Consider the following 22,084-nt stretch of genomic DNA (forward strand, 5'->3'; position numbering starts at 1 on the left):
ACATGTCGACCGACCATTGGCGGGAGGTCGGCATGGACCGGTAGTGTTCGACATTGCCGAACGGTGGCGGTGGATGCCGCCTGCAGGCGGTCCGATGGGGACGGAGGCGGGAGGGCGATGGCGCGGAACATCCAGTCGGTCGAACGTGCGGCCGCGATGCTGCGGCTGCTCGCGGGCGGCGAGCGGCGGCTGGGCCTGTCGGACATCGCCTCGTCCACGGGTCTGGCCAAGGGCACTGCCCACGGCATCCTGCGCACCCTCCAGCAGGAGGGCTTCGTCGAGCAGGACGACGCGTCCGGGCGCTATCAGCTGGGTGCGGAACTGCTGCGCCTGGGCACCACCTACCTGGACGTGCACGAGCTGCGCGCGCGTGCCCTGGTCTGGACGGACGACCTCGCCCGGTCCAGCGGCGAGAGCGTGCACCTGGGGGTGCTGCACCAGCAGGGCGTGCTGATCGTGCACCACGTCTTCCGGCCGGACGACAGCCGGCAGGTGCTGGAGATCGGGGCGATGCAGCCGCTGCACTCCACGGCCCTGGGCAAGGTGCTGGCGGCCTACGACCCGGTCGCGCACAGCGAGGCCCTGGAGGCCGAGCGCAAGCCCTACACGGACCGCACTGTGTGCGACGCGGAGGCGTTCGAGCACATCCTCGACATGACCCGCGCGCGCGGGTACGCGGCGGACGTCGAGGAGACCTGGGAGGGCGTCGCGTCCATCGCCGCGCCCATCCACGACCGGCGGCGCATGCCCGTCGGGGCGGTCGGCGTCACCGGCGCCGTGGAGCGGCTGGGCCGGGACGGCGAGCTGCGTCCGGAGCTGATCGCCGCGGTGCGCGACTGCGCCCGCGCGGTCTCCCGGGACCTGGGCGGCGGGCGGTTCTGAGCCGCCCGGGCGGCCGCCGTTCCTGAGAAGTGCGTAAGACCTGGCCGGGACGTCCGACGACGTTCCGGCCTCTGTCATACCCTGCAAAAAGCCTACTGAAGTGGACATCGGGGGCGATTATGTGCGCACCCACGCGAAGATCGATAACTCACATCGATCAATAACGATCGCGTTTTCGATAACGGCACTCTTGACGCACACGTAACCGCCGGGCAAGACTCCCGTCCATCGGTCGACATTGTCGAACACCTAACGGCAATACGCGCTAGAGTGTGACAACGCCAAAGGCCGGCATCGCTCTCATCCCCGAGGGCGCTCGAACCCCCGGCGGGACCCGGGGTTCGGCTTCCCTGGACGAAGGACAAAGGAGTCGCGGGTGTCCAGCTCCGACATCTTCATCGGCGAGACCATCGGTACCGCCATACTCATCCTGCTCGGCGGCGGCGTCTGCGCCGCCGTGACGCTGAAGGCCTCCAAGGCCCGCAACGCCGGCTGGCTCGCCATCACCTTCGGGTGGGGTTTCGCCGTTCTGACGGCTGTCTACACCTCGGCGCCCCTCTCCGGCGCCCACCTCAACCCGGCGGTCACCCTCGCACTCGCGATCAAGGACGACGACTGGAGCAACGTTCCGGTCTACTGGGCCGGGCAGCTGCTCGGCGCCGCCATCGGCGCCACCCTGGTCTGGGTCGCCTACTACGGCCAGTTCCACGCGCACCTGACCGACAAGGAGATCGTCGGCGGGCCGGGCGCTCAGTCCACCAAGGTCAAGGCCGTCGAGGCGCAGGAGCAGGGCGCGGGCCCGGTCCTGGGCGTCTTCTCCACCGGCCCGGAGGTCCGCGTCGTCTGGCAGAACCTGGCCACGGAGATCATCGGCACGATCGTGCTGGTCCTCGCCGTCCTCACGCAGGGCCTGAACGACAAGGGCAACGGCCTCGGCAACCTCGGCGCGCTGATCACCGCGCTCGTCGTGGTGTCGATCGGCCTCTCCCTCGGCGGCCCGACCGGCTACGCCATCAACCCGGCCCGCGACCTCGGTCCGCGCATCGTGCACGCCCTCCTGCCCCTGCCCAACAAGGGCGGCTCCGACTGGAGCTACGCCTGGATCCCGGTGGTCGGTCCGCTGATCGGCGGCGCGATCGCCGCAGGCCTCTACAACGTCGCCTTTGCTTAAGAGCACCAGCTGCACCGCGTACTCGGCAGCGCCGTACAGACAGCCTCTTATCCACGGAAACCCCAGGAGCACTCAGTGACCGACGCGCACACCGCCGGCCCGTTCATCGCCGCCATCGACCAGGGCACCACCTCCTCGCGCTGCATCGTCTTCGACCGGGACGGCCGCATCGTCTCCGTCGACCAGAAGGAGCACGAGCAGATCTTCCCGAAGCCGGGCTGGGTCGAGCACGACGCCAACGAGATCTGGACCAACGTCCAGGAAGTCGTCGCCGGAGCCATCGAGAAGGCCGGCATCACCCGTGACGACATCAAGGCCATCGGCATCACCAACCAGCGTGAGACCACGCTGCTGTGGGACAAGAACACCGGTCAGCCCGTCCACAACGCCATCGTCTGGCAGGACACCCGCACCGACGCCCTCTGCCGCGAGCTCGGCCGCAACGTCGGCCAGGACCGCTTCCGCCGGGAGACGGGCCTGCCGCTGGCCTCCTACTTCGCCGGCCCCAAGGCCCGCTGGCTGCTCGACAACGTCGAGGGCCTGCGCGAGCGCGCCGAGGCCGGCGACATCCTCTTCGGCACCATGGACACCTGGGTCATCTGGAACCTGACCGGCGGCGTCGACGGCGGCAAGCACTACACCGACGTCACCAACGCCTCCCGCACCATGCTGATGAACCTCCACACCCTGGAGTGGGACGACAAGATCGCCGAGTCCATCGGCGTCCCACTGGCGATGCTGCCCGAGATCCGCTCCTCCGCCGAGGTCTACGGCGAGGTCACCGGCGGCAGGCTCGGCGACCTGCTCGGCGGCATCCCGGTCGCCTCCGCGCTCGGCGACCAGCAGGCGGCCCTGTTCGGCCAGACCTGCTTCGCGGAGGGCGAGGCCAAGTCCACGTACGGCACCGGCACGTTCATGCTGCTGAACACCGGCGAGAAGATCATCAACTCGTACTCCGGCCTGCTGACCACCGTCGGCTACCGCATCGGCGACCAGAAGCCGGTCTACGCCCTCGAGGGCTCGATCGCCGTCACCGGTTCGCTCGTGCAGTGGATGCGCGACCAGATGGGCCTGATCTCCACCGCCGCCGAGATCGAGACGCTCGCGCTCTCCGTCGAGGACAACGGCGGCGCCTACTTCGTGCCGGCCTTCTCCGGGCTGTTCGCCCCGTACTGGCGCTCCGACGCCCGCGGTGTGATCGCCGGCCTCACCCGGTACGTCACCAAGGCGCACCTCGCGCGCGCCGTTCTGGAGGCCACGGCCTGGCAGACCCGCGAGATCACCGACGCCATGACGAAGGACTCCGGCGTCGAGCTCGCGGCCCTCAAGGTCGACGGCGGCATGACCTCCAACAACCTGCTGATGCAGACCCTCTCGGACTTCCTGGACGCGCCCGTGGTGCGCCCGATGGTCGCCGAGACCACCTGCCTCGGCGCCGCCTACGCCGCCGGCCTCGCCGTCGGCTTCTGGACCAACACCGACGACCTGCGCGCCAACTGGCGACGGGCCGCCGAGTGGACCCCCCGCATGGACGCGGAGACCCGCGACCGTGAGTACAAGAGCTGGCTCAAGGCCGTCGAGCGGACCATGGGCTGGCTCGAGGACGAGGAGTAAGAACCCCACATGACCAGTCAGTCCACCCTGCAGTCCGTGCCTGCCCTGGGGACGCGCCCGGCGTCCGGCTCCAACCCGAGCCGCGCCGAGACCCGGGAGCAGCTCTCCAAGGCGTCGTACGACCTCCTCGTCATCGGCGGCGGCATCCTGGGCATCTCCACCGCCTGGCACGCCGCGCAGTCCGGCCTCAGGGTGGCCCTGGTCGACGCCGGCGACTTCGCCGGCGCCACCTCCTCCGCCTCCTCCAAGCTGCTCCACGGCGGTCTGCGCTACCTGCAGACCGGCGCGGTGAAGCTGGTGGCGGAGAACCACTTCGAGCGCCGTGCGGTCTCCCGCCAGGTGGCCCCCCACCTGGCGAACCCGCTCACGTTCTACCTCCCCGTGTACAAGGGCGGGCCGCACGGCGCGGCGAAGCTCGGGGCGGGCGTCTTCGCCTACTCCGCGCTGTCGGCGTTCGGCGACGGCGTCGGTCACCTCCTGTCCCCGGCCAAGGCCGCGCAGGACGTGCCCGAGCTGCGCACCGACAACCTCAAGGCCGTGGCCGTGTACGGCGACGACCAGATGAACGACGCGCGCATGGCGCTGATGACGGTCCGCGCGGCCGTCGAGTCGGGCGCGGTCGTCCTCAACCACGCCGAGGTGTCCGGCCTGCGCTTCACCAGGGGCCGGGTCACCGGCGCGGACCTGCGCGACCGGCTCTCCGGCGACGAGTTCGGCGTCAACGCCCGCCTGGTGCTGAACGCGACCGGCCCGTGGGTCGATCACCTGCGCACGATGGAGGACCCGAACGCCGCGCCGTCCATCCGTCTGTCGAAGGGCGCGCACCTCGTCCTGAAGCGCACCGCGCCCTGGCGGGCCGCGCTCGCCACCCCCATCGACAAGTACCGCATCACCTTCGCCCTCCCGTGGGAGGACATGCTGCTGCTCGGCACCACCGACGAGGAATTCGAGGGCGACCCGGCGGACGTCGCGGTCACCGAGAAGGACACCGCGCAGATACTCGACGAGGCCGCGTTCTCCATCCGCGACCAGCAGCTCGACCGCGACCTGATCACCTACGCCTTCGCCGGTCTGCGCGTGCTGCCGGGCGGTCCCGGCGACACCGCGAAGGCCAAGCGCGAGACCGTCGTCACCGAGGGCAGGGGCGGCATGCTGTCCGTCGCCGGCGGCAAGTGGACGACGTTCCGGCACATCGGCCGTACGGTCATGCAGAAGCTGGAGGCGCTGCCGGGCCACCCGCTGGGCGACGACTTCGAACCGATCTCCTCGCTGCCGAAGAAGCTGCCCCTGCCCGGCGTCGCCAACCCGCGCGCGGTCGCCCACCGTCTGCTGGTCGACAACCCGGCGCCCGGCCCGCGCATGGCCGCCGACACGGCGAAGCACCTGGCGACCCACTACGGCTCGCTGGCCTTCGACATCGCGCGGCTGGCCAACGACAACCCCGAGCTGGCCGCGCGCGTCCACCCGGACGCCCCGGAGATCTGGGCGCAGGTCGTCTACGCCCGCGACAACGAGTGGGCCGAGACGGCGGACGACGTGCTGCGCCGCCGTACCACGCTGACCATCCGCGGCCTCGCCACGGACGACGTGCGCGCCAAGGTGCAGGACCTGCTCGACAAGAAGTGACCTGCCCGACGGCACACCGACCCTGCGCCGGCCCGCCGCCCTGACCGGGTCCGGCGTCGGGGGACGGCCCTCTCCGTACCGGGGCCGGAACCGGGAAGGGGCGGCTCCACCCCTAGGGAGCCGCCCCTTTCGCAGGTGTGGAGGCAGTCGCCCGGTCTGGCCTCATAATGACGACGAGACATCCGATGTCTGGACGACGGACGAGAGCGAGGCCGGTCATGGCAGTCACCGACGAGGCGATCGAGAAGATCAAGGGCATGATCGTCTCGGGTGCGCTGCGCCCCGGCGACCGGCTCCCCAAGGAGAGCGAGCTGGCCGCCGACCTCGGGCTGTCCCGCAACTCCCTGCGGGAGGCGGTGCGCGCGCTGTCGCTGATCCGGATCCTGGACGTTCGGCAGGGCGACGGCACCTACGTCACCAGCCTCGACCCGCAACTGCTGCTGGAGGCGCTGAGTTTCGTCGTCGACTTCCACCGCGACGACACGGTCCTGGAATTCCTGGCGGTGCGCCGGATACTGGAGCCGGCCGCCACGGCGATGGCCGCCCTGCGTATCAGCGAGCAGCAGCTGGACGCTCTGGACGCCCAGTTGGACAAACTCGGCGCGGAGCCCTCGGTGGAGGAACTCGTCGCGGGCGACCTGGAGTTCCACCGGGGCATCGTGCAGAGCGCCGGCAACTCGGTGCTGTGCTCGCTGCTGGACGGGCTGTCCGGGCCCACCACCCGGGCCCGGATCTGGCGGGGGCTGACCCAGGAGGACGCCGTGGCCGGCACCCTGCGGGAGCACCGGGCGATCCTCGCGGCCCTGCGCGACCGGGACGCGGAGGCCGCCAGATCGTGGGCGACGGTCCACATCGCGAGTGTGGAGCAGTGGCTGCGGTCCACTCTGTGAAGGCTCACGTTCCGGGGTGTTCCGGGGTGTTCAGGGGTGGCGAACGGGGCAGTGATCCGTTCACTCCCCCGTGCAAGGGGGCTGCGGGCGCCCCCGCAGAACGCCGTAAGGTTGGGTGGTCAAGCGAGGGCACGTCGGAAGGAGGCGCTGGGTGATCGAGCTCGAGGGGGTTCCCGAGCTGATCGACCCGGTCATGGTGGCCGCGTTCGAGGGCTGGAACGACGCCGGCGACGCAGCCTCCACCGCGGTCGCACACCTGGAGCGGGAGTGGAAGGGCGAGGTGTTCGCGGCGCTGGACGCCGAGGACTACTACGACTTCCAGGTGAACCGTCCGACGGTGTGGCTGGACGCGGGCGTGCGCAAGATCACCTGGCCGACGACGAGACTGTCCGTGGTCCGGGTCGGCGGCGACAAGCCCCGTGACCTGGTGCTGGTGCGCGGCATCGAGCCGTCGATGCGCTGGCGCTCGTTCTGCAACGAACTGCTCGGCTTCGCCCACGAGTTGGGCGTGGAGCTGGTGGTCATCCTGGGCGCCCTGCTCGGCGACACCCCGCACACGCGGCCGGTGCCGATCAGCGGGACGACGTCCGACGCGGACCTGGCGCAGCGGATGGACCTGGAGGAGACCAAGTACGAGGGCCCCACGGGCATCGTCGGCGTCCTCCAGGAGGCGTGCACGCACGCGGGGGTGCCCGCGGTGAGCCTGTGGGCGGCCGTGCCGCACTACGTCTCGCAGCCGCCGAACCCGAAGGCGACGCTGGCCCTCCTCAACCGCCTGGAGGACCTGATCGACGTCCGCATCCCGCTGGGCGAGCTGCCCGAGGACGCGCGTGCCTGGCAGGTGGGCGTGGACCAGCTGGCCGCCGAGGACACCGAGGTCGCCGAGTACGTCCAGACGCTGGAGGAGGCCCGGGACACCGCTGAGCTGCCGGAGGCGTCGGGCGAGGCGATCGCCCGCGAGTTCGAGCGCTATCTGCGGCGGCGGGACGGCGGCGGCCCGCCCGGCCCCGGGGAGCGGACCCGTCCCCCGAGGCCCCCGAAGCCGAGCGAGGAGGCCGCCGGGGACAAGCCGAGCGAGGAGGCCTCCGACGACGGCGATTCGTCGGAGGACTGAAAGCGGCGGAAACAGCGGAAAGCGGTCGTCGGCCGGCTGAGGCCGTCCGACGACCAGGGCAGGGGCGGTGCGCCGGTGCGCACCGCCCCTGTCGCCGCTCCCGGAGGGGACGGCGCCGTCCGGACGGTTACAGCGCCACGCCCAGCAGGGCGTCCACCGCACGGGACACGACTCCGGGTGCGCCGATGTCGGTGCCGCCCCGCTCCTGCTGGAGCGCGGCCCAGCGGTCGACGGCGGCCAGCGCGGCGGGGGCGTCGAGATCGCTCGCGAGGGCTGCCCGGATCTCGTCGACGAGCGCCTCGGCGGGCGGCCCGTCGGGCCGGGAGACCGCGGCGCGCCAGCGGCCGAGCCGGGCCTCGGCGTCCGCCAGGACCTGGTCGGTCCACTCCCAGTCGGCGCGGTAGTGGTGGGCGAGAAGGGTGAGCCGGATCGCCGCGGGGTCGACGCCGTCCTGGCGCAGCCGGGAGACGAAGACGAGGTTGCCCCGGGACTTCGACATCTTCTCGCCGTCGAGGGCGACCATGCCGGCGTGGACGTAGGCCTTGGCCATCGGGAACTCGCCGGTCAGCGCCTGGGCGTGGGAGGCGCCCATCTCGTGGTGCGGGAAGGCGAGGTCGGAGCCGCCGCCCTGCACGTCGAAGCCCATCCCGAGGTGGTCCAGTGCGATGGCCACGCACTCGATGTGCCAGCCGGGGCGGCCCCGGCCGAGCGAGCCGCCGTCCCAGCTTGGCTCGCCCTCGCGGGCCGCCATCCACAGCATCGGGTCGAGCGGGTTCTTCTTGCCCGGGCGGTCCGGGTCGCCGCCGCGTTCGGCGGACAGCAGCCGCATGGCCGCCGCGTCCAGGTTCGCGACCCGGCCGAAGTGCGGATCGGACTCGACGGAGAAGTAGACGTCGCCCTCGAGTTCGTAGGCGGCGCCCGCGTCCCGCAGGCGCTCGACGAGCGGGACGATGCCGGGTATCGCCTCGACGGCGCCTATGTAGTCCTGCGGCGGGAGCATCCGCAGGGCGGTCATGTCCTCGCGGAAGAGGGCCGTCTCCTTCTCGGCCAGGGCGACCCAGTCGACGCCGTCGCGCTCGGCTCGCTCCAGCAGCGGATCGTCGACGTCGGTCACGTTCTGGACGTAGTGGACCTGCCGCTTGGTGTCGAGCCACACGCGCTGAACGAGGTCGAACGCGTTGTAGGTCGCCGCGTGACCCATGTGGGTCGCGTCGTACGGCGTGATGCCGCAGACGTAGATACGGGCGACGGGACCGGGGTCGAGGGAGACCAAGCCGCCGGTCGCGGTGTCGTGGATCCTCAGGTCGCGGCCCTGACCAGGCAGGGCGGGGACCTCGGAAGCGGGCCAGGCATGCATGTCATGAGCCTAACCGGACGGAAGTTGCGGGTACGAACCGGAGCGGGCCGGATGGCCGGGAAGGCGTTCTTGTGCGATCCCGGCCGACGTGCCCGCGAGAGCGCTCCGGGAGGACTCCCTCGCGGGCGGGGCCGGTCGGCTAGACGGGAGGCCAGGGGATCGCCGGCCACTCGCCGGACGGCTCGGGGTGGGTGCCCGACTCCAGCAGTGCCTCGGTACGCGCGCGCGTGGCGTCGAGTTCGGCGGGGGTGATCAGTGCGGTCAGGGCGGCGGTCAGCCGCCCGTCCGGTTCCAGGGCGCCCTTGAGGCCCTTGAGCACGTCCACGGCCTCGCCGGTCAGCGGCTCCCCCGCCCAGCCCCACAGCAGGGTGCGCAGCTTGTTCTCGGCGTTGAAGGTGACGCCGTGGTCGATGCCGTACAGCCTGCCGTCGGCGGTGGGCAGCAGATGACCGCCCTTGCGGTCGGCGTTGTTGATCACCGCGTCGAGGACGGCGAGCCGCCTGAGCCGTTCGTCGTCGGCGTGCACCAGGAGCGCGGTGCGGCCCTCGCCGACGTCGGCGAACCCGACGGCCTTCCAGCCCGGCCCGGGCTCCTCCGCCTCGACGAGGGCGAGCAGCTCGGCCTCGGGGGCCGTCTCGATCCACAGCTGGCACATGCCCTCGCCGTAGGGTCCCTCCCGCAGCACGGTCGGCGGCACGAGGCCCCAGCCGGTGGCCTCGGAGACCTCGTAGGCGGCCGCCTCGCGGCCGGCGAGGGTGCCGTCCGGGAAGTCCCACAGGGGCCGCTCGCCGGCGACGGGCTTGTAGACGCAGGCGGCCTCCCGGCCCTCATGGGCGACGGTGCAGTACAGCGCCGCGTTCGAGGCTTCCCGGATGCGTCCGCGCACGGTGAGCTCACCGTGCGCGAGGAGTGCGGCGGTGGCGGGGTCGGTGGTCGTCACGCCCCCCGGCGGTATCCGTTCTGGCGCGGACATACATGTCCTTCCGGGTCGAGCGGCAGACTGCACAGCGGGCACGGCGGGCGGCCGGCGTTGACGACGTCGAGGGCGCGCTTGGCGAAGGCCCTGGCCTGGGAGCCGCTGAGCCGGACCCGCAGCATCGGCGGTCCGTTCTCCTCGTCCTGCAGAAGTTTCTCCTCGGCCTCCGCGAGGTCCTCCTCGGAGTCCGCCTCGAGTTCCACGAGAGCCTGCGCCTCGACGATCATGCGCTGTTCCTCGCCGTCCCAGGCGAGGGCCATCGTGCCGACCCGGAACTCCTCCTCGATCGGGGTGTCGAGGGGCGCCGTGTCGGTGTTCTCGGCGGGCGACACGGCGGGTACCGCGGCGCTGCCGCCGCTGCGCCGGACGACCTCGTCGAGCAGTTCGTCCATCCGCTCGGCGAGTGCGGCGACCTGGGCCTTCTCCAGGGCCACGCTGGTCACCCGGGTACCGGCGGTGGCCTGGAGGAAGAAAGTACGGCGCCCGGGCAGTCCGACCGTACCGGCCACGAAGCGGTCCGGGGGGTCGTAGAGGAACACCTGACGGGACACGTCCTGATCTCCATGGGAATCGAGGGTCGTCGTGGGTCGGGGGGACGGATGAGGCTCGTCCGTGCGGGTAGGCGCGCCTACGCGAACCGCTTCACCCTACTGCGGCCGACGATCACGGTGCGCCCGCACCGCCCCCGACCGTGGCGTCCCCGGTCGGCGGCTCCTCGCGCGGTGCGAGGGAGGCGAGGTCGCCGGTGTCGCCGAGACGCACGAGAAAGGGGCGCAGCCGGGTGTAACGGATCGCGGTGACGGAACACGGTTCGACGGAGATCCGCTGGAAGAGGTCGAGATGAAGTCCGAGGGCGTCCGCGACGAGCGACTTGATGATGTCGCCGTGCGAGCACATCAGGTAGACGGCGTCGGCGCCGTGGTCGCGTTCCACGCGCGCGTTCCACTCGCGGACCGCCTCCGCGGCGCGGGTCTGCATGGCCCGCAGGGACTCCCCGCCGGGGAAGGCGGCGGCAGAGGGGTGCGTCTGCACGACCTCCATCAGCGGCTCGTCCATCAGCTCGGCGAGCTTGCGGCCGGACCAGTCGCCGTAGTGGCACTCGCCGATCCGCTCGTCGGTGTGCGCGCGCAGGCCGGGGCGGGCGTCGAGGAGGGGCCGGATCGTCTCCTGGCAGCGCTGCAGGGGGCTCGCGACGACCTCCGCGAGGGGCAGCGCCTCGAGCCTCGCGGGCAGCGTGGCGGCCTGTGCGGCGCCGCGCTCGTCGAGGGAGACTCCGGGCGTCCAGCCGGCGAGCACGGCGGAGGTGTTGGCGGTGGACCGGCCGTGCCGGACGAGGATCAACGTGGGCATGCGGCCCAGGGTAGGCGCACGCGCGCGTGTGCCGGTGAGGGTGCGAGGGGAGAATCCGACGCGTGATCGTCGACTGTGCCATCTACCGTGACGGGCGCCGCGCAGAGGGCCCGCAGGACTTCTCCGACGCCGTGGACGAGGCGCGTTCCGCGGGCGGGTTCGTGTGGATCGGGCTGCACGAGCCGACCGAGAAGGAGTTCGACCACGTCACCCGGGAGTTCGGGCTGCACCCGCTGGCCGTCGAGGACGCGTTGAAGGCGCATCAGCGGCCCAAGCTGGAGGTCTACGACGACTCGCTGTTCCTGGTGTTCAAGCCGGTCGTCTACGAGCCCGAGAGCGACACCGTCTCCTCCGGCGAGGTGATGGTGTTCCTCGGCGACTCGTTCCTGGTGACCGTCCGGCACGGCGACGGCGCCCCGCTGGCCGCCGTGCGCCGCCGGCTGGAGGACGAGCCGGAACTGCTCGCCAAGGGTCCGACGTCGGTGGTGTACGCGATCGCCGACGCCACCGTGGACCACTACCTGGACGTGGCGACCGAGCTGCAGACCGACCTGGAGGAGCTGGAGACGGAGGTGTTCTCGCCGGACGGCGGCGGTTCGCGGAACACCGCGTCGCGGATCTACACCTTCAAACGGCAGATCCTGGAGTTCCGCCGGGCGACCGGCCCCCTGGGGCCGCCGCTGGGCCGGCTGGCCGGCACCGGCGCCTTCGGTTCGGGCGTGCCGTTCGTGAACGACAAGGCGCGGCCCTTCTTCCGTGATGTCCACGATCACCTCACGCGCGTGAACGAGTCGGTGGAGGGGCTGGACCGGCTGGTGTCGGACATCCTGTCGGCGCATCTGGCGCAGATGAGCGTCCGGCAGAACGACGACATGCGGAAGATCTCGGCGTGGGCCGCGATGGCCGCCGTCCCCACCATGATCGCGGGGATCTACGGCATGAACTTCGAGCACATGCCGGAACTTCACTGGGTGTGGTCGTATCCGGCGGTCATCGCGGTGATGGGCGTGCTCGAAGTGCTGCTGTACCGGCTGTTCAAGCGGCGCGGCTGGCTGTAGGCACGGCGCGGCCGGCTCCGGCTGTGGGCCCGGCCGGCTCCGGCTGTGGGCCCGGCCGTCCGGCCTGCCGGTGGCCGGCTCAGGCGAACTCGGCGGCGGTGGTCGCCGGGCCGCCGAGCGCGTCACGGCGCTCGGGCATCTTCAGGGACACCATGCGCCGCCAGCCGGCGACCCGCTCCCACGCGTACACGGCGTGGATGCCGGCCGCGAGGACGGCCGACTTCGCCCTCGGCCAGCCGAGGATCCGGCCCATGTGGTCCATGACCGCGAGGCTGACGTCCCGGTAGACGCGGATCTCGGCGAGCGCGCAGGCCCGAAGGGTGCGCTGGATGACGCGGCCGTGGCCCGCGCGGGCGAAGCGCAGCAGTTCCTCGTGGCAGTAGGCGAGGTGGTTGTCCTCGTCGTTCGAGATCATCTTCACCGCGCGGCCGATGTCCGGGTGGTCGGCGAAGTGCTTGCGCAGCAGTTCCATCTGCTCGGAGGCGCGCTGTTCGGTGACCCGGCTGTGGGCGAGGTAGGTGACGATGTCGGCCACGCTCAGCGGCTTGTCGGCGGTCAGGCGGTCGTGGGCGAGCCCGATGCCGCCCCGCTCCAGGAGCATCGTGTAGTCGGTCTCCGGCGGTACGGGGACGGGGGCCAGGCCGCGCTTGCTCATCAGCGCGCCGAAGATCCGCCCGTGCTTGTCCTCGTCTGCGCCGTGGCGGGCGATCCTGGGGGCGAGGTCGCGTTCGCTCTGCGGAACGAGCGCCGCGATCCGGGCGTTCTCCCAGCCGCCCTGCGACTCACCGCCGGCGGCGATGGAACAGAACAGTGCGAAGGACTCGTCGTCGTCGATGATCTCCTGGAACAGACTCTTGGCCGAAAGCACTCGTCGATCACCTCTCCGCATGACACGCGATCCCGTGGCATTCCATGCGGAACGAGTCAAATGCGGCGGCGACGAGGGTGCAACAGCTGTGCCGGACGGCTCCGCCGAACGGGGGATCCCGGGAGTCCGGCGCGGAGGCGTAACCGCGCGGCGCGCGGCGCGTTGTTCCCCGTGACGGCCGTGGCGGGGAAGACCCCCGAGCCCCCACCACGGCCGCAGACCTTCCCCCGGCTATGCCAGACCGGCGAGTTCCAGTGCCTGGGTGCCCGCCCGCAGCGAGGCGAGGCGCTCCTCCAGGGTGAACCCGGCGGGGGCCAGCGTGAGGGTGGTGACGCCGGCCGCCGCATAGGCCTTCATGCGGTCGGCGATCCGCTCCACCGAGCCCAGCAGGGTCGTCTGGTCGATCAGCTGGTGCGGGACGGCGGCCGCCGCGCCCTGCTTGTCGCCGGCCAGGTACTTGTCCTGGATCTCGGCCGCCGCCTGCTCGTAGCCCATGCGCTGGGCGAGCTGGTTGTAGAAGTTCTGCTTGCGGCTGCCCATGCCGCCGACGTACAGCGCGGTGTAGGGGCGGAAGGTGTCGGCGAGCCGCTCGACGTCCTTGTCCTCGCCGAGCGCGAGCGGCAGCGTGGGGCAGACGTCGAAGCCGTCGAGGGTCTTGCCGGCCTTCTGGCGGCCGGCCCGCAGGTAGGTGATCGCGGTGTCCTCGAGGTGGTCGGCGGACGGGAAGATCAGCAGCGCCCCGTCCGCGATCTCGCCGGTCTGCTCCAGGTTCTTCGGGCCGATCGCCGCGATGTACAGCGGGATGTGCTCGCGCTCCGGGTGCACGGTCAGCTTGATCGGCTTGCCCGGTCCGCCGGGCAGCGGCAGCGTCCAGTGCGCGCCCTCGTACGACAGCCGCTCGCGCGTCATGGCCTTGCGGACGATCTCGACGTACTCGCGCGTGCGGGACAGCGGCTTGTCGAACTTGACGCCGTACCAGCCCTCGGACACCTGCGGGCCGGAGACGCCGAGGCCCAGGCGGAAGCGGCCGCCGGACAGGGAGTCGAGGGTGGCGGCGGTCATCGCGGTCATCGCGGGCTGGCGGGCCGGGATCTGGAAGATGGCCGAGCCGACGTCGATCCGCTCGGTCTGCGCGGCGACCCAGGTGAGCACGGTGGCCGCGTCCGATCCGTAGGCCTCGGCGGCCCAGCAGACGGCGTACCCGAGGCGGTCGGCCTCCTGGGCTACGGCGAGGTTGTCGCCGTCCATTCCGGCACCCCAGTAGCCGAGGTTGATCCCGAGCTGCATGGCCGATCCCCTTACTCATCAGTAACGACGCTGTTCCGCAGACCTTAGCGCGGCGGGGGACGGCCGGGGTCGCGTGGAGCGCGGCCGGGGCCGCCGCCTGCGGCGACCCCGGCCGCCCCGGTCCGGGGATCCGGTTGTCCACAGGCAACCCACTGCCCAGTTCTGGCCAGTAATCTCGGCGTCCATGGAGCAGAGGCATCTCGGCCGCACCGGCCTGCGCGTGTCCCGTATCGGGCTCGGCACCCTGACCTGGGGCCGCGACACCGACGAGCACGACGCCGCGGACGTCATGAAGACGTTCTGGGAGGCGGGCGGGACCCTCGTCGACACGGCCGACGTGTACGGGGACGGGGACGCCGAGTACCTGCTCGGGAGGCTCCTGGACGGTCTGGTGCCGCGCCGGGACCTGATCATCTCGACCAAGGCGGGCGGCGTGCCCGACCCGGACCGCCGCTTCGACGGTTCGCGCGGCCACCTCCTCGCCGCCCTCGACGCCTCGCTGGCCCGGCTCGGCACGGACCACGTCGATCTGTGGCAGGTGCACGCCTTCGACCCGGACACCCCGCTGGAGGAGACACTGCAGGCCCTCGACATCGCCGTCGCCAGCGGTCGCGCCCGCTACGCCGGGGTCTCCAACTTCTGCGGCTGGCAGCTCGCCAAGGCGGCGACCTGGCAGCTCTGCGCTCCGGGCACGCGGACGCGGCTCGCGGCGACGCAGATGGAGTACTCGCTGCTGCAGCGCGGCATCGAGCGCGAGGTGCTGCCGGCCGCGCTGGACCTGGGCATCGGTCTGCTGCCCTCCTCTCCGCTGGGCCGCGGCGTGCTCACCGGCAAGTACCGCGGCGACGCCCTGCCGCCGGACTCGCGGGGCGCCTCCGACCACTTCGGGCTCTTCGTCGAGCCGTACCTCGACGACACCGCGAGCCGCATCGTGGACGCCGTGTCCACCGCCGCGGACGGGCTGGCGGTGACACCGCTGCAGGTCGCCCTCGCCTGGGTCCGCGACCGTCCCGGGGTGGCCGCCCCGATCGTCGGCGCGCGCAACGCGCAGCAGCTCACGGCGGCTTTGTCAGTGGAGGCGCTTAGTCTTCCCGACGAGATCTGCCGGGCGCTCGACGATGTGTCGGCGCCCGTGCACCGCTATCCCGATCACGACTGGAGCACGCTGTGAGCACGGAGCCGGAGCCCCGGGACACGACGGAGAACACCGGACCGGGGACGCCGCGGAGCACCGGACGCCCCGCGACACCGGACGACGCCGGGACGGCGGAACCGCCCGCAGCCGCCGAAGAGGCGGCCGGCGCGCAGCCGGAGGGCGCGGACCCCGAGGGCGCGGAGGCTGCGAGTGCGGAGGCTGACGGCACCGAGGCTGACGGCGCGGAGCCCGCTGCCGACGGGACCGCCCGCGAGACCGGGGGCGAAGGGGCGGACGGCGCGGCCGAGGCCTCGGGGACCGCGGACTCCGGTGACGGGGAGGCGGCCGGGCAGCTCTCGGAGGCCCAGGCCGAGTTGGCGGCGCAGAAGCTCGAACGGGACCGGATCGAGCGGCGGAAGGCCGAGAAGGCCGCGCCCATCACCGCCGGGGCCAAGCTGAGCGGGAAGGCCGCCGACCTGCTGGCGGCCGTGCGCGCCGTGGAGGGCGGCGCGAAGCCCCCGGCCACCGTGTTCGACGCCCCGGAAGCCGCCCCGCGCCGTGCCGCCCCGGAGCCCGTGCGCCGCCCGCAGCAGGTGCCCGCCGGGGTCGCCGGACCGGCGGCGCCGGCCCCGGACGCCGTCGAGGACGTGCGGCGCGCGCTGACCGACGGCGGTGCGCCCGAGGCGCTCGCCCCGCAGACCGCCGCCGCACTCGGCGAGGGTGCCGGGCGCCGGCTCCGCGAGGACCCGTGGCAACTCCTGCGCGTGGCCGGTGTGCGCCCCGAGCAGGCCGACGGGTTCGCGCGGGCGCTGCTCGGCCCGGACTGCTCCCCCGACGACGAGCGGCGCGGCCGCGCGGTCACCGTGTGGCTCCTCGAGCAGGCCGCCCTGGCCGGTCACACCGCCCTCGACCTGCCGGCGCTCACCGCGGCCCTCGGCAGGCAGTCCGTGCCGGACGCGGAGACGGCCGTACAGAACACGCTGGCCGAGGGCGAGGCCCTCGCCTTCCAGGACGCCCTGGACGAGCCGGGCGCCGGGCGGCCGGCCTCGGCGCCTGGTCAGTCGCCGGCTCCGGTGCCGGAGGCGGACGCCGACGAGGACGAGGACGAGGCGAGCCGGCCGGTTCGCGTCCTGGTCGGACTGGAGCGTCACGCGCTCGCGGAGGAGAGCCTCGCCGACGCGCTGGCCCGCGTGGTCAACTCGCCGGCGAACAACTCCGCCGCAGCGTGGGAGCCGGCGGCGGCCGCCGCGACCGGCGGCACGGCCGAGCTGATCCGCGCCGTCGCCGGAAACGGTCTGGTGCTGCACACCGGCGGCGAGGCCGCCCGCGCCGAACCGGCCGCGCTGCTCACCGCGGCCCGGACGCTGGGCCTGCGCGCGGTCGCGGCCTGCCACACGCCCGACGGACGGCGCCGCCTCGCGGCTCTCCTCGGCGAGGAGGGCGGCGCGGGACCCGGCGACGACCGTTCGGTCGTGACCGTCCGCGGTCTGCTCTCGGGGGCCGAGGGGCCCGGCCGGGACGTCGAGGGCGCCTTCGCCCTCGACCTGCTGGTCGTGCTCGACGCACCGCAACTCGACGTGGAGAGCGCCGCGATGCTGGCGGAGTCGCTGCCGGACGGGGCGCGGCTGGTGCTCAGCGGGGATCCGGGAGTGCTCTGGTCCGCGGGCCCGGGGCGGGTCTTCGCCGACCTGCTCGCGGCGCGGGTGAGTCCACAGATCGCCTCACGGACGCCCGATCCGGGTCCGATCGGCGAGCTCGTCTCGGGCGTCGGCATCGGTGAGCTCAACCAGGTGGACGCGCCCGGCAAGGAGATCGTCGTCGTGCCGGTGCGGGACGCCGGAGAGGCCGTGCACCGGACCGTGCAGCTGCTGGCCGAGTCGGTGCCGCGGGCCTTCGGGATCGCGCCCGAGGAGGCCGTGGTGATCACTCCGGGCCACGGCGGCGCGGCCGGCACGCGCGCGCTCAACGCCGCCCTGAAGGAACGGCTCAATCCGGGCCCCGGCCGCTTCGGCGGGTTCGACCCCGGCGACCGGGTCGCCTACTCCCCCGAGCCGGGCCGTACGGTGCCGGGCCGGGTGGTGACGGCCGACGCCGACGGGCTGCACCTTTCGTGCGCCGAGGGCTCCGTGGTCGTACCGAGAGAGCGGGTGGAGCAGGCCGTGCGCCACGGGTGGGCGCTGACCGCGCACCAGGCGGTGGGCAGCCGCTGGCCCGCGGCGGTCGTGGTGCTGCCCGGGGATGCCGCGCAGGCCCTCTCCCGCCCCTGGGTGTACACGGCCTTCGGACGGGCGGAGCGCCATCTCTCCGTGGTGCACGGCGTCGAACAGGCCCTCGCGCGGGCCGTCGCCGAGGTCCCCGCGAAGCGTCGTACCACCCGGCTGCCGGTGCTGCTGCGCACCCAGGTCCCGGCGGCCGCCGGGCAGGCCCCGGTCTGACGCGGACGGCGGCGGCCGCTCAGGGTCTCCCCTGCGCGACCGCCGCCGTCGGTGGTTCACCAAAGCAGCCTGCTGCCGGTCAGCGATCCGTGTCGAGCGTCTCCAGCTCTTCCTCCTCGAGCCCGTCCACGAGATCGTCGTCGGCGTCGTCGTCGAGGTCGTCGAAGACCGAGCTGACGTCGAAGCGGCAGATCACGCGCCCCGGGTCGGGCTGGTCGAACGGCGTCTCCAGCCACTCCCCGGGGTCGGCCGGGTCGTCGGCGGCCAGCACCCACAGCGTCGAGTCGGCCTCCTCGAGGCCGAACTCCTTGTGCCGGGAGGCGATCTCGTCCGGTTCGAACTCGCCGAACAGGATGCCCAGCGCCCCGTGCACGGTGGCCGAGACCTCGGCGCCCGTTCCCTCGTCCTCCGCCGCCTCCACCCGCTGCGCCTGCGCCATCAGCCGCTGGGGCTCCGCGACGGCGTAGTCGCGGCGGATCAGCACGCTCAGAGCGTTCGGCTCCTCGGGGCCCTCGTACGGCGGCAGGGAGTCCTCCGCACCGGGGATCTCGAAGGGCGTGACCTCGTCGTAGCGGTCGTAGAGCAGTTCGTCGTAGACCTCGGCGGCGGCGGCCAGCTCGTTGAACGCCTCGTAGACGCCCGGGTCGTCCTCTCCCGTCCTGCGTTCGACCGCGGCCAGGTGGCGGTCGAGCGCGGTCTTGACCGCCTCGGCGGCGGCGCGTACCTCGGCAGCGGTGGGCTGCGCAGCATCAGACATAGTGCAGACGCTATCCGTACCGGGCCCCAGCCCGCACAATAGATGCGATGCCGGAATACGAATTTGTCGACGTGTACGTACCGCGCGGGGTCTCCCGCAAGGAGGCGACACGGCTGCTGACCGACCATGCCGAGTACGGACACTGGGAGTTGGACCGCCTGAGCCTGCTGCGCGACGGCAGTCGCAGGGTGCGGTTGCGCCGGCGGATCATTCGTCAGGTGCGGGCCACGTGGTGAGGTGAGACGACGAAACGGAGCGGGCCCCGCCTGGGCGGGGCCCGCTCCGTCGTGAGCGCCGGGACGTCTCACGCCGAGGGGCGCGCCTTGCGGTAGAGCACCGCGCCCGCGAGCAGTGCGCCCGCGCCGACCGGCACCGCGAGGCCCATCGGCAGCTCGCTTCCGGTGTGCGCGAGCTGCGGCGCGTGGGCGGCAGGCCCGTGCACGGAGGAGTCGCCGACCGGCGTCACGTGACCCGGGGTGGACGGCGCCTCGGGTGCGGACGGGGTGGACTCGCCGGGCTTGCCGGGCTTGCCGGGGCTGTGGTGCCCGGGCTTGCCCGGCGTCTCGTGGCCGCGGGACGGGGGCCGCTGCGGGCCGCTGCCGTTGGCGCAGTCGTTGCCCATCGACGGGTTGAGGATGCCGACGACGTCCACGCTGTTGCCGCACACGTTCACCGGCACGTCGACGGGCACCTGGACGTGATTGCCCGAGCCGACGCCGGGCGACCCGCCGGTGTGGCCGCCCGCCTGGGCGCCCCCGGAACCCCCGTGTGCGCCGGAGCCGCCGTGCTGACCGCCGCCGTGACCGCCGCTGTGGCTGCCGCCCTGGTGACCGGCCTGGCCGCCGCCGCGGCCCTGGTGGTCGCCGTAGCCGCGGGGCACCCCGCCGCCCTTGTTGGCGCACGAGTTGCCGAAGGCCGGGTTGAGCGCCCCGATGATGTCCACGGTGTTGCCGCAGATGTTGACGGGTACGTTGATCGGCGCCTGTACCGAGTTGCCCGACAGCACGCCGGGCGAGTCGGTGGCGGCGCCGTACGCGCCGGAGTCGGCGTGGGCGTAGCCGCCGGCGGCAGCGATCACCCCCGTCGCCGCCGCCACGGTCATGAGGCTTTTGCGGGTGACCTGTCGCATTGCTGAATCCCTGCTTTCGATCTCGCCTGTGTCCCGAATCACCTCGAATCGCTCGCATCATTGCAGCTGTTCGAATTCATCGGGCTCTACGACTTCTCGGCTTTTCCTTCGGGAAAAAGACCGGTCGGCCCCGGAGCACATGGCGTGCGCTCCGGGGCCGACGGTGTGGACGACCCCTCAGCGGGTCGACCTCAGTTGTTGATGCAGGTGTTGCCGAAGGCGGGGTTCAGCAGCCCGATCACCGAGATCGTGTTGCCGCAGACGTTCACCGGGATGTGCACGGGAACCTGAACGACGTTGCCGGACAGGACGCCCGGGGAGTGCACCGCGGCACCCTGAGCGCCCGCGTCGGCGACGGCCATGCCCGCACCCGCGAGAACCAGCCCACCAGTGGCAGCCGCAGCAGCGACGACCTTCTTGATCATTATTCCTCCTTGTAGGCAAAGCGACCCCATGCAGCGGATCGCATCACCAGTAACGAGGCGGAATTAGTGGGGCTACGCGCTTATCGGCGCATTCACTCTTCCCAGTCGCTTCCGTACAGGCGGCCGATTCCATCAGCCCGGCGAGATCTCGTTCAGGCCGGACGTTCAGGACGCGTCGATGAAGCGGTCGAGCACCCGCACACCGAAGCGCAGACCGTCCACCGGGACCCGCTCGTCCACCCCGTGGAACATCCCGGCGAAGTCGAGCTCCGGGGGCAGCTTGAGCGGGGCGAAGCCGAATCCGCGGATGCCGAGGTCGTCGAAGGACTTGGCGTCGGTGCCGCCGGAGAGCATGTACGGGACGGCCTTGGCGGTCGGGTCCTCGGCGAGCAGCGAGGACTGCATGGCATCGACGAGCGCCCCGTCGAAGGACGTCTCCAGGGCCTTGTCGGAGTGCACGTCCTCGCGGCGCACATGCGGGCCGAGGATCCGGTCCAGGTCGGCGAGGAACTCCTCCTCGTAGCCCGGCAGGAACCGGCCGTCGACGTGCGCGGTGGCCTCCCCCGGGATGACGTTGACCTTGTAGCCGGCGCCGAGCTGGGTGGGGTTGGCGGTGTTGCTGAGCGTGGCGCCGATCAGCTTGGCGATGCCGCCGAGCCGGGCCAGCGTCGCCTGCATGTCCTCGGGGTCCAGCGGGGTGCCCAGCGCGTCGCCGAGTTCGTCGAGGAAGGCCCGGGTCGTCTTGGTGACCCGTACCGGGAAGGTGTGCCGGCCGAGCCGGGCGACGGCCTCGGACAGCTCGGTGATGGCGTTGTCCCGGTGGATCATCGAGCCGTGTCCGGCGGTGCCGGCCACGGTCAGCTTCATCCAGTGCATGCCCTTCTCGGCCGTCTGGACGAGGTAGAGCCGCCGCTCCTCGCTCACGGTGAACGAGAACCCGCCCACCTCGCTGATCGCCTCGGTGACGCCCTCGAACAGGTCGGGGTGGCGGTCGACCAGGTGCCGGGCGCCGTACGTGCCGCCGGCCTCCTCGTCGGCGAGGAACGCGAGCACGATGTCGCGGGGCGGGCGTCGCCCGGAGCGCAGCCGGTCGCGGACGACCGCCAGCGTCATCGCGTCCATGTCCTTCATGTCGACCGCGCCCCGGCCCCACACGCACCCGTCCGCGACCTCGCCGGAGAAGGGGTGGTGGGTCCAGTCGGCGGCGTTGGCCGGGACGACGTCGAGGTGGCCGTGGATGAGCAGGGCGGGCCTGGAGGGGTCCTCGCCCTCGATCCGGGCCACGGTGGAGGCGCGGCCAGGGTGCGACTCGAAGATCTGGGGCTCGAGGCCCACCTCGGCGAGCTTCTCCGCGACCCATTCGGCCGCCTTGCGCTCGCCGGGACCCGAGTGGTCGCCGTAGTTGCTGGTGTCGATCCGGATCAGGTCGCGGCAGAGGTCCACGACCTCGTCCTCGCCGGTGACACTCCTGGCATGGTCGTCCGTCGCGCTCACGCTGCTTCCTCCCGCTGTGACTGCTGGTGGGTCTCCTCATCCTCCCCCGCCTGCGGGTCCGCGCCCAAGACCGGTCCCGGCCCGTCACGAGCCGTTCACGCGGGCACGGCCGCGGCCGTCCGCCGGCCGTGATCGGGGCACCCCGGAAAGCCTGGTAATGTTTACGACGTCGCCGCGAGGGAAACCGCGCACGACAGACACCTTGTCCGGGTGGCGGAATGGCAGACGCGCTAGCTTGAGGTGCTAGTGCCCTTTATCGGGCGTGGGGGTTCAAGTCCCCCCTCGGACACCACAGCGCAAAGGGTGGTTCGGCCAGTGGCCGGGCCGCCCTTTTCGTGTTCCGCGCCCCCGTCGGCTTCCCTCCCGGTCCCTCCGCGCACCCTTTCCCGCCGATGTGGGGCATATCTCGCCGCCGTGCGGGACGCCCAGGTCAGAGGCCTGCGCATGATCATCCCTCGTGCCCCGGACGGCCTCCTCGAGTGGCCGGTACAAGCCGACGAGCCTAGCTTCGTACTA

At 72.2% G+C, this 22,084-nt stretch carries 20 protein-coding genes and 1 tRNA gene; 11 read left to right on the plus strand and 10 right to left on the minus strand.

Annotated elements, in window-relative coordinates:
* The first annotated feature begins 117 nt into the window (after nucleotides 1-117).
* The 6 genes from QF032_RS08900 (at nucleotide 118) to QF032_RS08925 (ending at nucleotide 7,297) form a co-directional block, all read left to right on the plus strand.
* The gene (locus QF032_RS08900) at nucleotides 118-882 is read left to right on the plus strand and encodes an IclR family transcriptional regulator (protein WP_306953755.1); all 765 of its coding nucleotides are present in this window, start codon (nucleotides 118-120) and stop codon (nucleotides 880-882) included.
* 376 nt (nucleotides 883-1,258) lie between these two features.
* Nucleotides 1,259-2,053 (plus strand): MIP/aquaporin family protein, encoded by a 795-nt coding sequence (locus QF032_RS08905; RefSeq protein ID WP_306953753.1) that lies wholly within the window; start codon nucleotides 1,259-1,261, stop codon nucleotides 2,051-2,053.
* A 75-nt stretch (nucleotides 2,054-2,128) separates the two neighbouring features.
* Nucleotides 2,129-3,667 (plus strand): glycerol kinase GlpK, encoded by a 1,539-nt coding sequence (gene glpK, locus QF032_RS08910; protein WP_057579641.1) that lies wholly within the window; start codon nucleotides 2,129-2,131, stop codon nucleotides 3,665-3,667.
* 9 nt (nucleotides 3,668-3,676) lie between these two features.
* Nucleotides 3,677-5,293: a glycerol-3-phosphate dehydrogenase/oxidase gene (locus tag QF032_RS08915; RefSeq protein ID WP_306953751.1), complete on the plus strand. Its 1,617-nt coding sequence runs from the start codon at nucleotides 3,677-3,679 to the stop codon at nucleotides 5,291-5,293.
* A 218-nt stretch (nucleotides 5,294-5,511) separates the two neighbouring features.
* A complete protein-coding gene (locus QF032_RS08920) occupies nucleotides 5,512-6,183 on the plus strand; it encodes a FadR/GntR family transcriptional regulator (protein ID WP_020128291.1) in 672 nt (223 codons plus the stop codon).
* Nucleotides 6,184-6,334: 151 nt separating this feature from the next.
* Nucleotides 6,335-7,297: a PAC2 family protein gene (locus QF032_RS08925; RefSeq protein WP_306953749.1), complete on the plus strand. Its 963-nt coding sequence runs from the start codon at nucleotides 6,335-6,337 to the stop codon at nucleotides 7,295-7,297.
* A gap of 127 nt (nucleotides 7,298-7,424) precedes the next feature.
* Here QF032_RS08925 and mshC read toward each other — a convergent pair whose 3' ends face one another.
* From mshC to QF032_RS08945, 4 genes are all read right to left on the minus strand, one after another.
* A complete protein-coding gene (gene mshC / locus QF032_RS08930) occupies nucleotides 7,425-8,654 on the minus strand; it encodes a cysteine--1-D-myo-inosityl 2-amino-2-deoxy-alpha-D-glucopyranoside ligase (protein WP_306953748.1) in 1,230 nt (409 codons plus the stop codon).
* A gap of 139 nt (nucleotides 8,655-8,793) precedes the next feature.
* Nucleotides 8,794-9,627, minus strand: coding sequence for an SCO1664 family protein (locus QF032_RS08935; protein WP_373430311.1), 834 nt, complete (start codon nucleotides 9,625-9,627; stop codon nucleotides 8,794-8,796).
* Nucleotides 9,591-10,181, minus strand: a complete 591-nt coding sequence (locus QF032_RS08940) for a DUF3090 domain-containing protein (RefSeq protein ID WP_306953745.1) — start codon at nucleotides 10,179-10,181, stop codon at nucleotides 9,591-9,593. Before QF032_RS08940 ends, QF032_RS08935 begins: the two co-directional genes overlap by 37 nt.
* Before the next feature lie 112 nt (nucleotides 10,182-10,293).
* Entirely contained in the window at nucleotides 10,294-10,980 is a 687-nt protein-coding gene (locus QF032_RS08945) for a histidine phosphatase family protein (protein WP_307055646.1), read from the minus strand.
* 62 nt (nucleotides 10,981-11,042) lie between these two features.
* Between QF032_RS08945 and corA the strand changes: the two genes are divergently transcribed.
* Nucleotides 11,043-12,038, plus strand: coding sequence for a magnesium/cobalt transporter CorA (corA, locus tag QF032_RS08950; protein ID WP_306953742.1), 996 nt, complete (start codon nucleotides 11,043-11,045; stop codon nucleotides 12,036-12,038).
* Nucleotides 12,039-12,117: 79 nt separating this feature from the next.
* On the opposite strand, the gene QF032_RS08955 is transcribed toward corA, so the two are convergent.
* Both QF032_RS08955 and QF032_RS08960 read right to left on the minus strand, forming a co-directional pair.
* Nucleotides 12,118-12,906, minus strand: a complete 789-nt coding sequence (locus tag QF032_RS08955) for a ferritin-like domain-containing protein (RefSeq protein ID WP_307041358.1) — start codon at nucleotides 12,904-12,906, stop codon at nucleotides 12,118-12,120.
* 231 nt (nucleotides 12,907-13,137) lie between these two features.
* On the minus strand, nucleotides 13,138-14,193 hold the full coding sequence (locus QF032_RS08960; RefSeq protein ID WP_306953739.1) for an LLM class F420-dependent oxidoreductase: 1,056 nt from the start codon (nucleotides 14,191-14,193) through the stop codon (nucleotides 13,138-13,140).
* Nucleotides 14,194-14,377: 184 nt separating this feature from the next.
* On the opposite strand from QF032_RS08960, the gene QF032_RS08965 reads away from it, so the two are divergent.
* Together QF032_RS08965 and QF032_RS08970 are read left to right on the plus strand one after the other, a co-directional pair.
* Complete coding sequence (locus QF032_RS08965) at nucleotides 14,378-15,364, plus strand: aldo/keto reductase (protein ID WP_307041360.1); 987 nt, start codon at nucleotides 14,378-14,380, stop codon at nucleotides 15,362-15,364.
* Entirely contained in the window at nucleotides 15,361-17,763 is a 2,403-nt protein-coding gene (locus QF032_RS08970) for a helix-hairpin-helix domain-containing protein (protein ID WP_307055648.1), read from the plus strand. Before QF032_RS08965 ends, QF032_RS08970 begins: the two co-directional genes overlap by 4 nt.
* A 79-nt stretch (nucleotides 17,764-17,842) precedes the next feature.
* Here QF032_RS08970 and QF032_RS08975 read toward each other — a convergent pair whose 3' ends face one another.
* Complete coding sequence (locus tag QF032_RS08975) at nucleotides 17,843-18,520, minus strand: hypothetical protein (protein WP_306953733.1); 678 nt, start codon at nucleotides 18,518-18,520, stop codon at nucleotides 17,843-17,845.
* A gap of 47 nt (nucleotides 18,521-18,567) precedes the next feature.
* Here QF032_RS08975 and QF032_RS08980 point away from each other — a divergent pair, with 47 nt between their 5' ends.
* On the plus strand, nucleotides 18,568-18,756 hold the full coding sequence (locus QF032_RS08980; RefSeq protein WP_014671721.1) for a DUF5703 family protein: 189 nt from the start codon (nucleotides 18,568-18,570) through the stop codon (nucleotides 18,754-18,756).
* Nucleotides 18,757-18,824: 68 nt separating this feature from the next.
* Here the strand turns inward: QF032_RS08980 and QF032_RS08985 are convergent, their stop codons facing one another.
* The 3 genes from QF032_RS08985 to QF032_RS08995 form a co-directional block, all read right to left on the minus strand.
* Nucleotides 18,825-19,649: a chaplin gene (locus QF032_RS08985; protein WP_307055650.1), complete on the minus strand. Its 825-nt coding sequence runs from the start codon at nucleotides 19,647-19,649 to the stop codon at nucleotides 18,825-18,827.
* Between the two features lie 191 nt (nucleotides 19,650-19,840).
* A complete protein-coding gene (chpH, locus tag QF032_RS08990; protein ID WP_306953727.1) occupies nucleotides 19,841-20,074 on the minus strand; it encodes a chaplin ChpH in 234 nt (77 codons plus the stop codon).
* A gap of 165 nt (nucleotides 20,075-20,239) precedes the next feature.
* On the minus strand, nucleotides 20,240-21,568 hold the full coding sequence (locus QF032_RS08995) for a M20/M25/M40 family metallo-hydrolase (RefSeq protein WP_306953726.1): 1,329 nt from the start codon (nucleotides 21,566-21,568) through the stop codon (nucleotides 20,240-20,242).
* Between the two features lie 204 nt (nucleotides 21,569-21,772).
* Between QF032_RS08995 and QF032_RS09000 the strand changes: the two genes are divergently transcribed.
* A tRNA-Leu gene (locus tag QF032_RS09000) sits at nucleotides 21,773-21,860 on the plus strand.
* Nucleotides 21,861-22,084: the final 224 nt, after the last annotated feature.

This window comes from Streptomyces achromogenes (assembly GCF_030816715.1).
Lineage (GTDB): Bacteria > Actinomycetota > Actinomycetes > Streptomycetales > Streptomycetaceae > Streptomyces > Streptomyces achromogenes_A.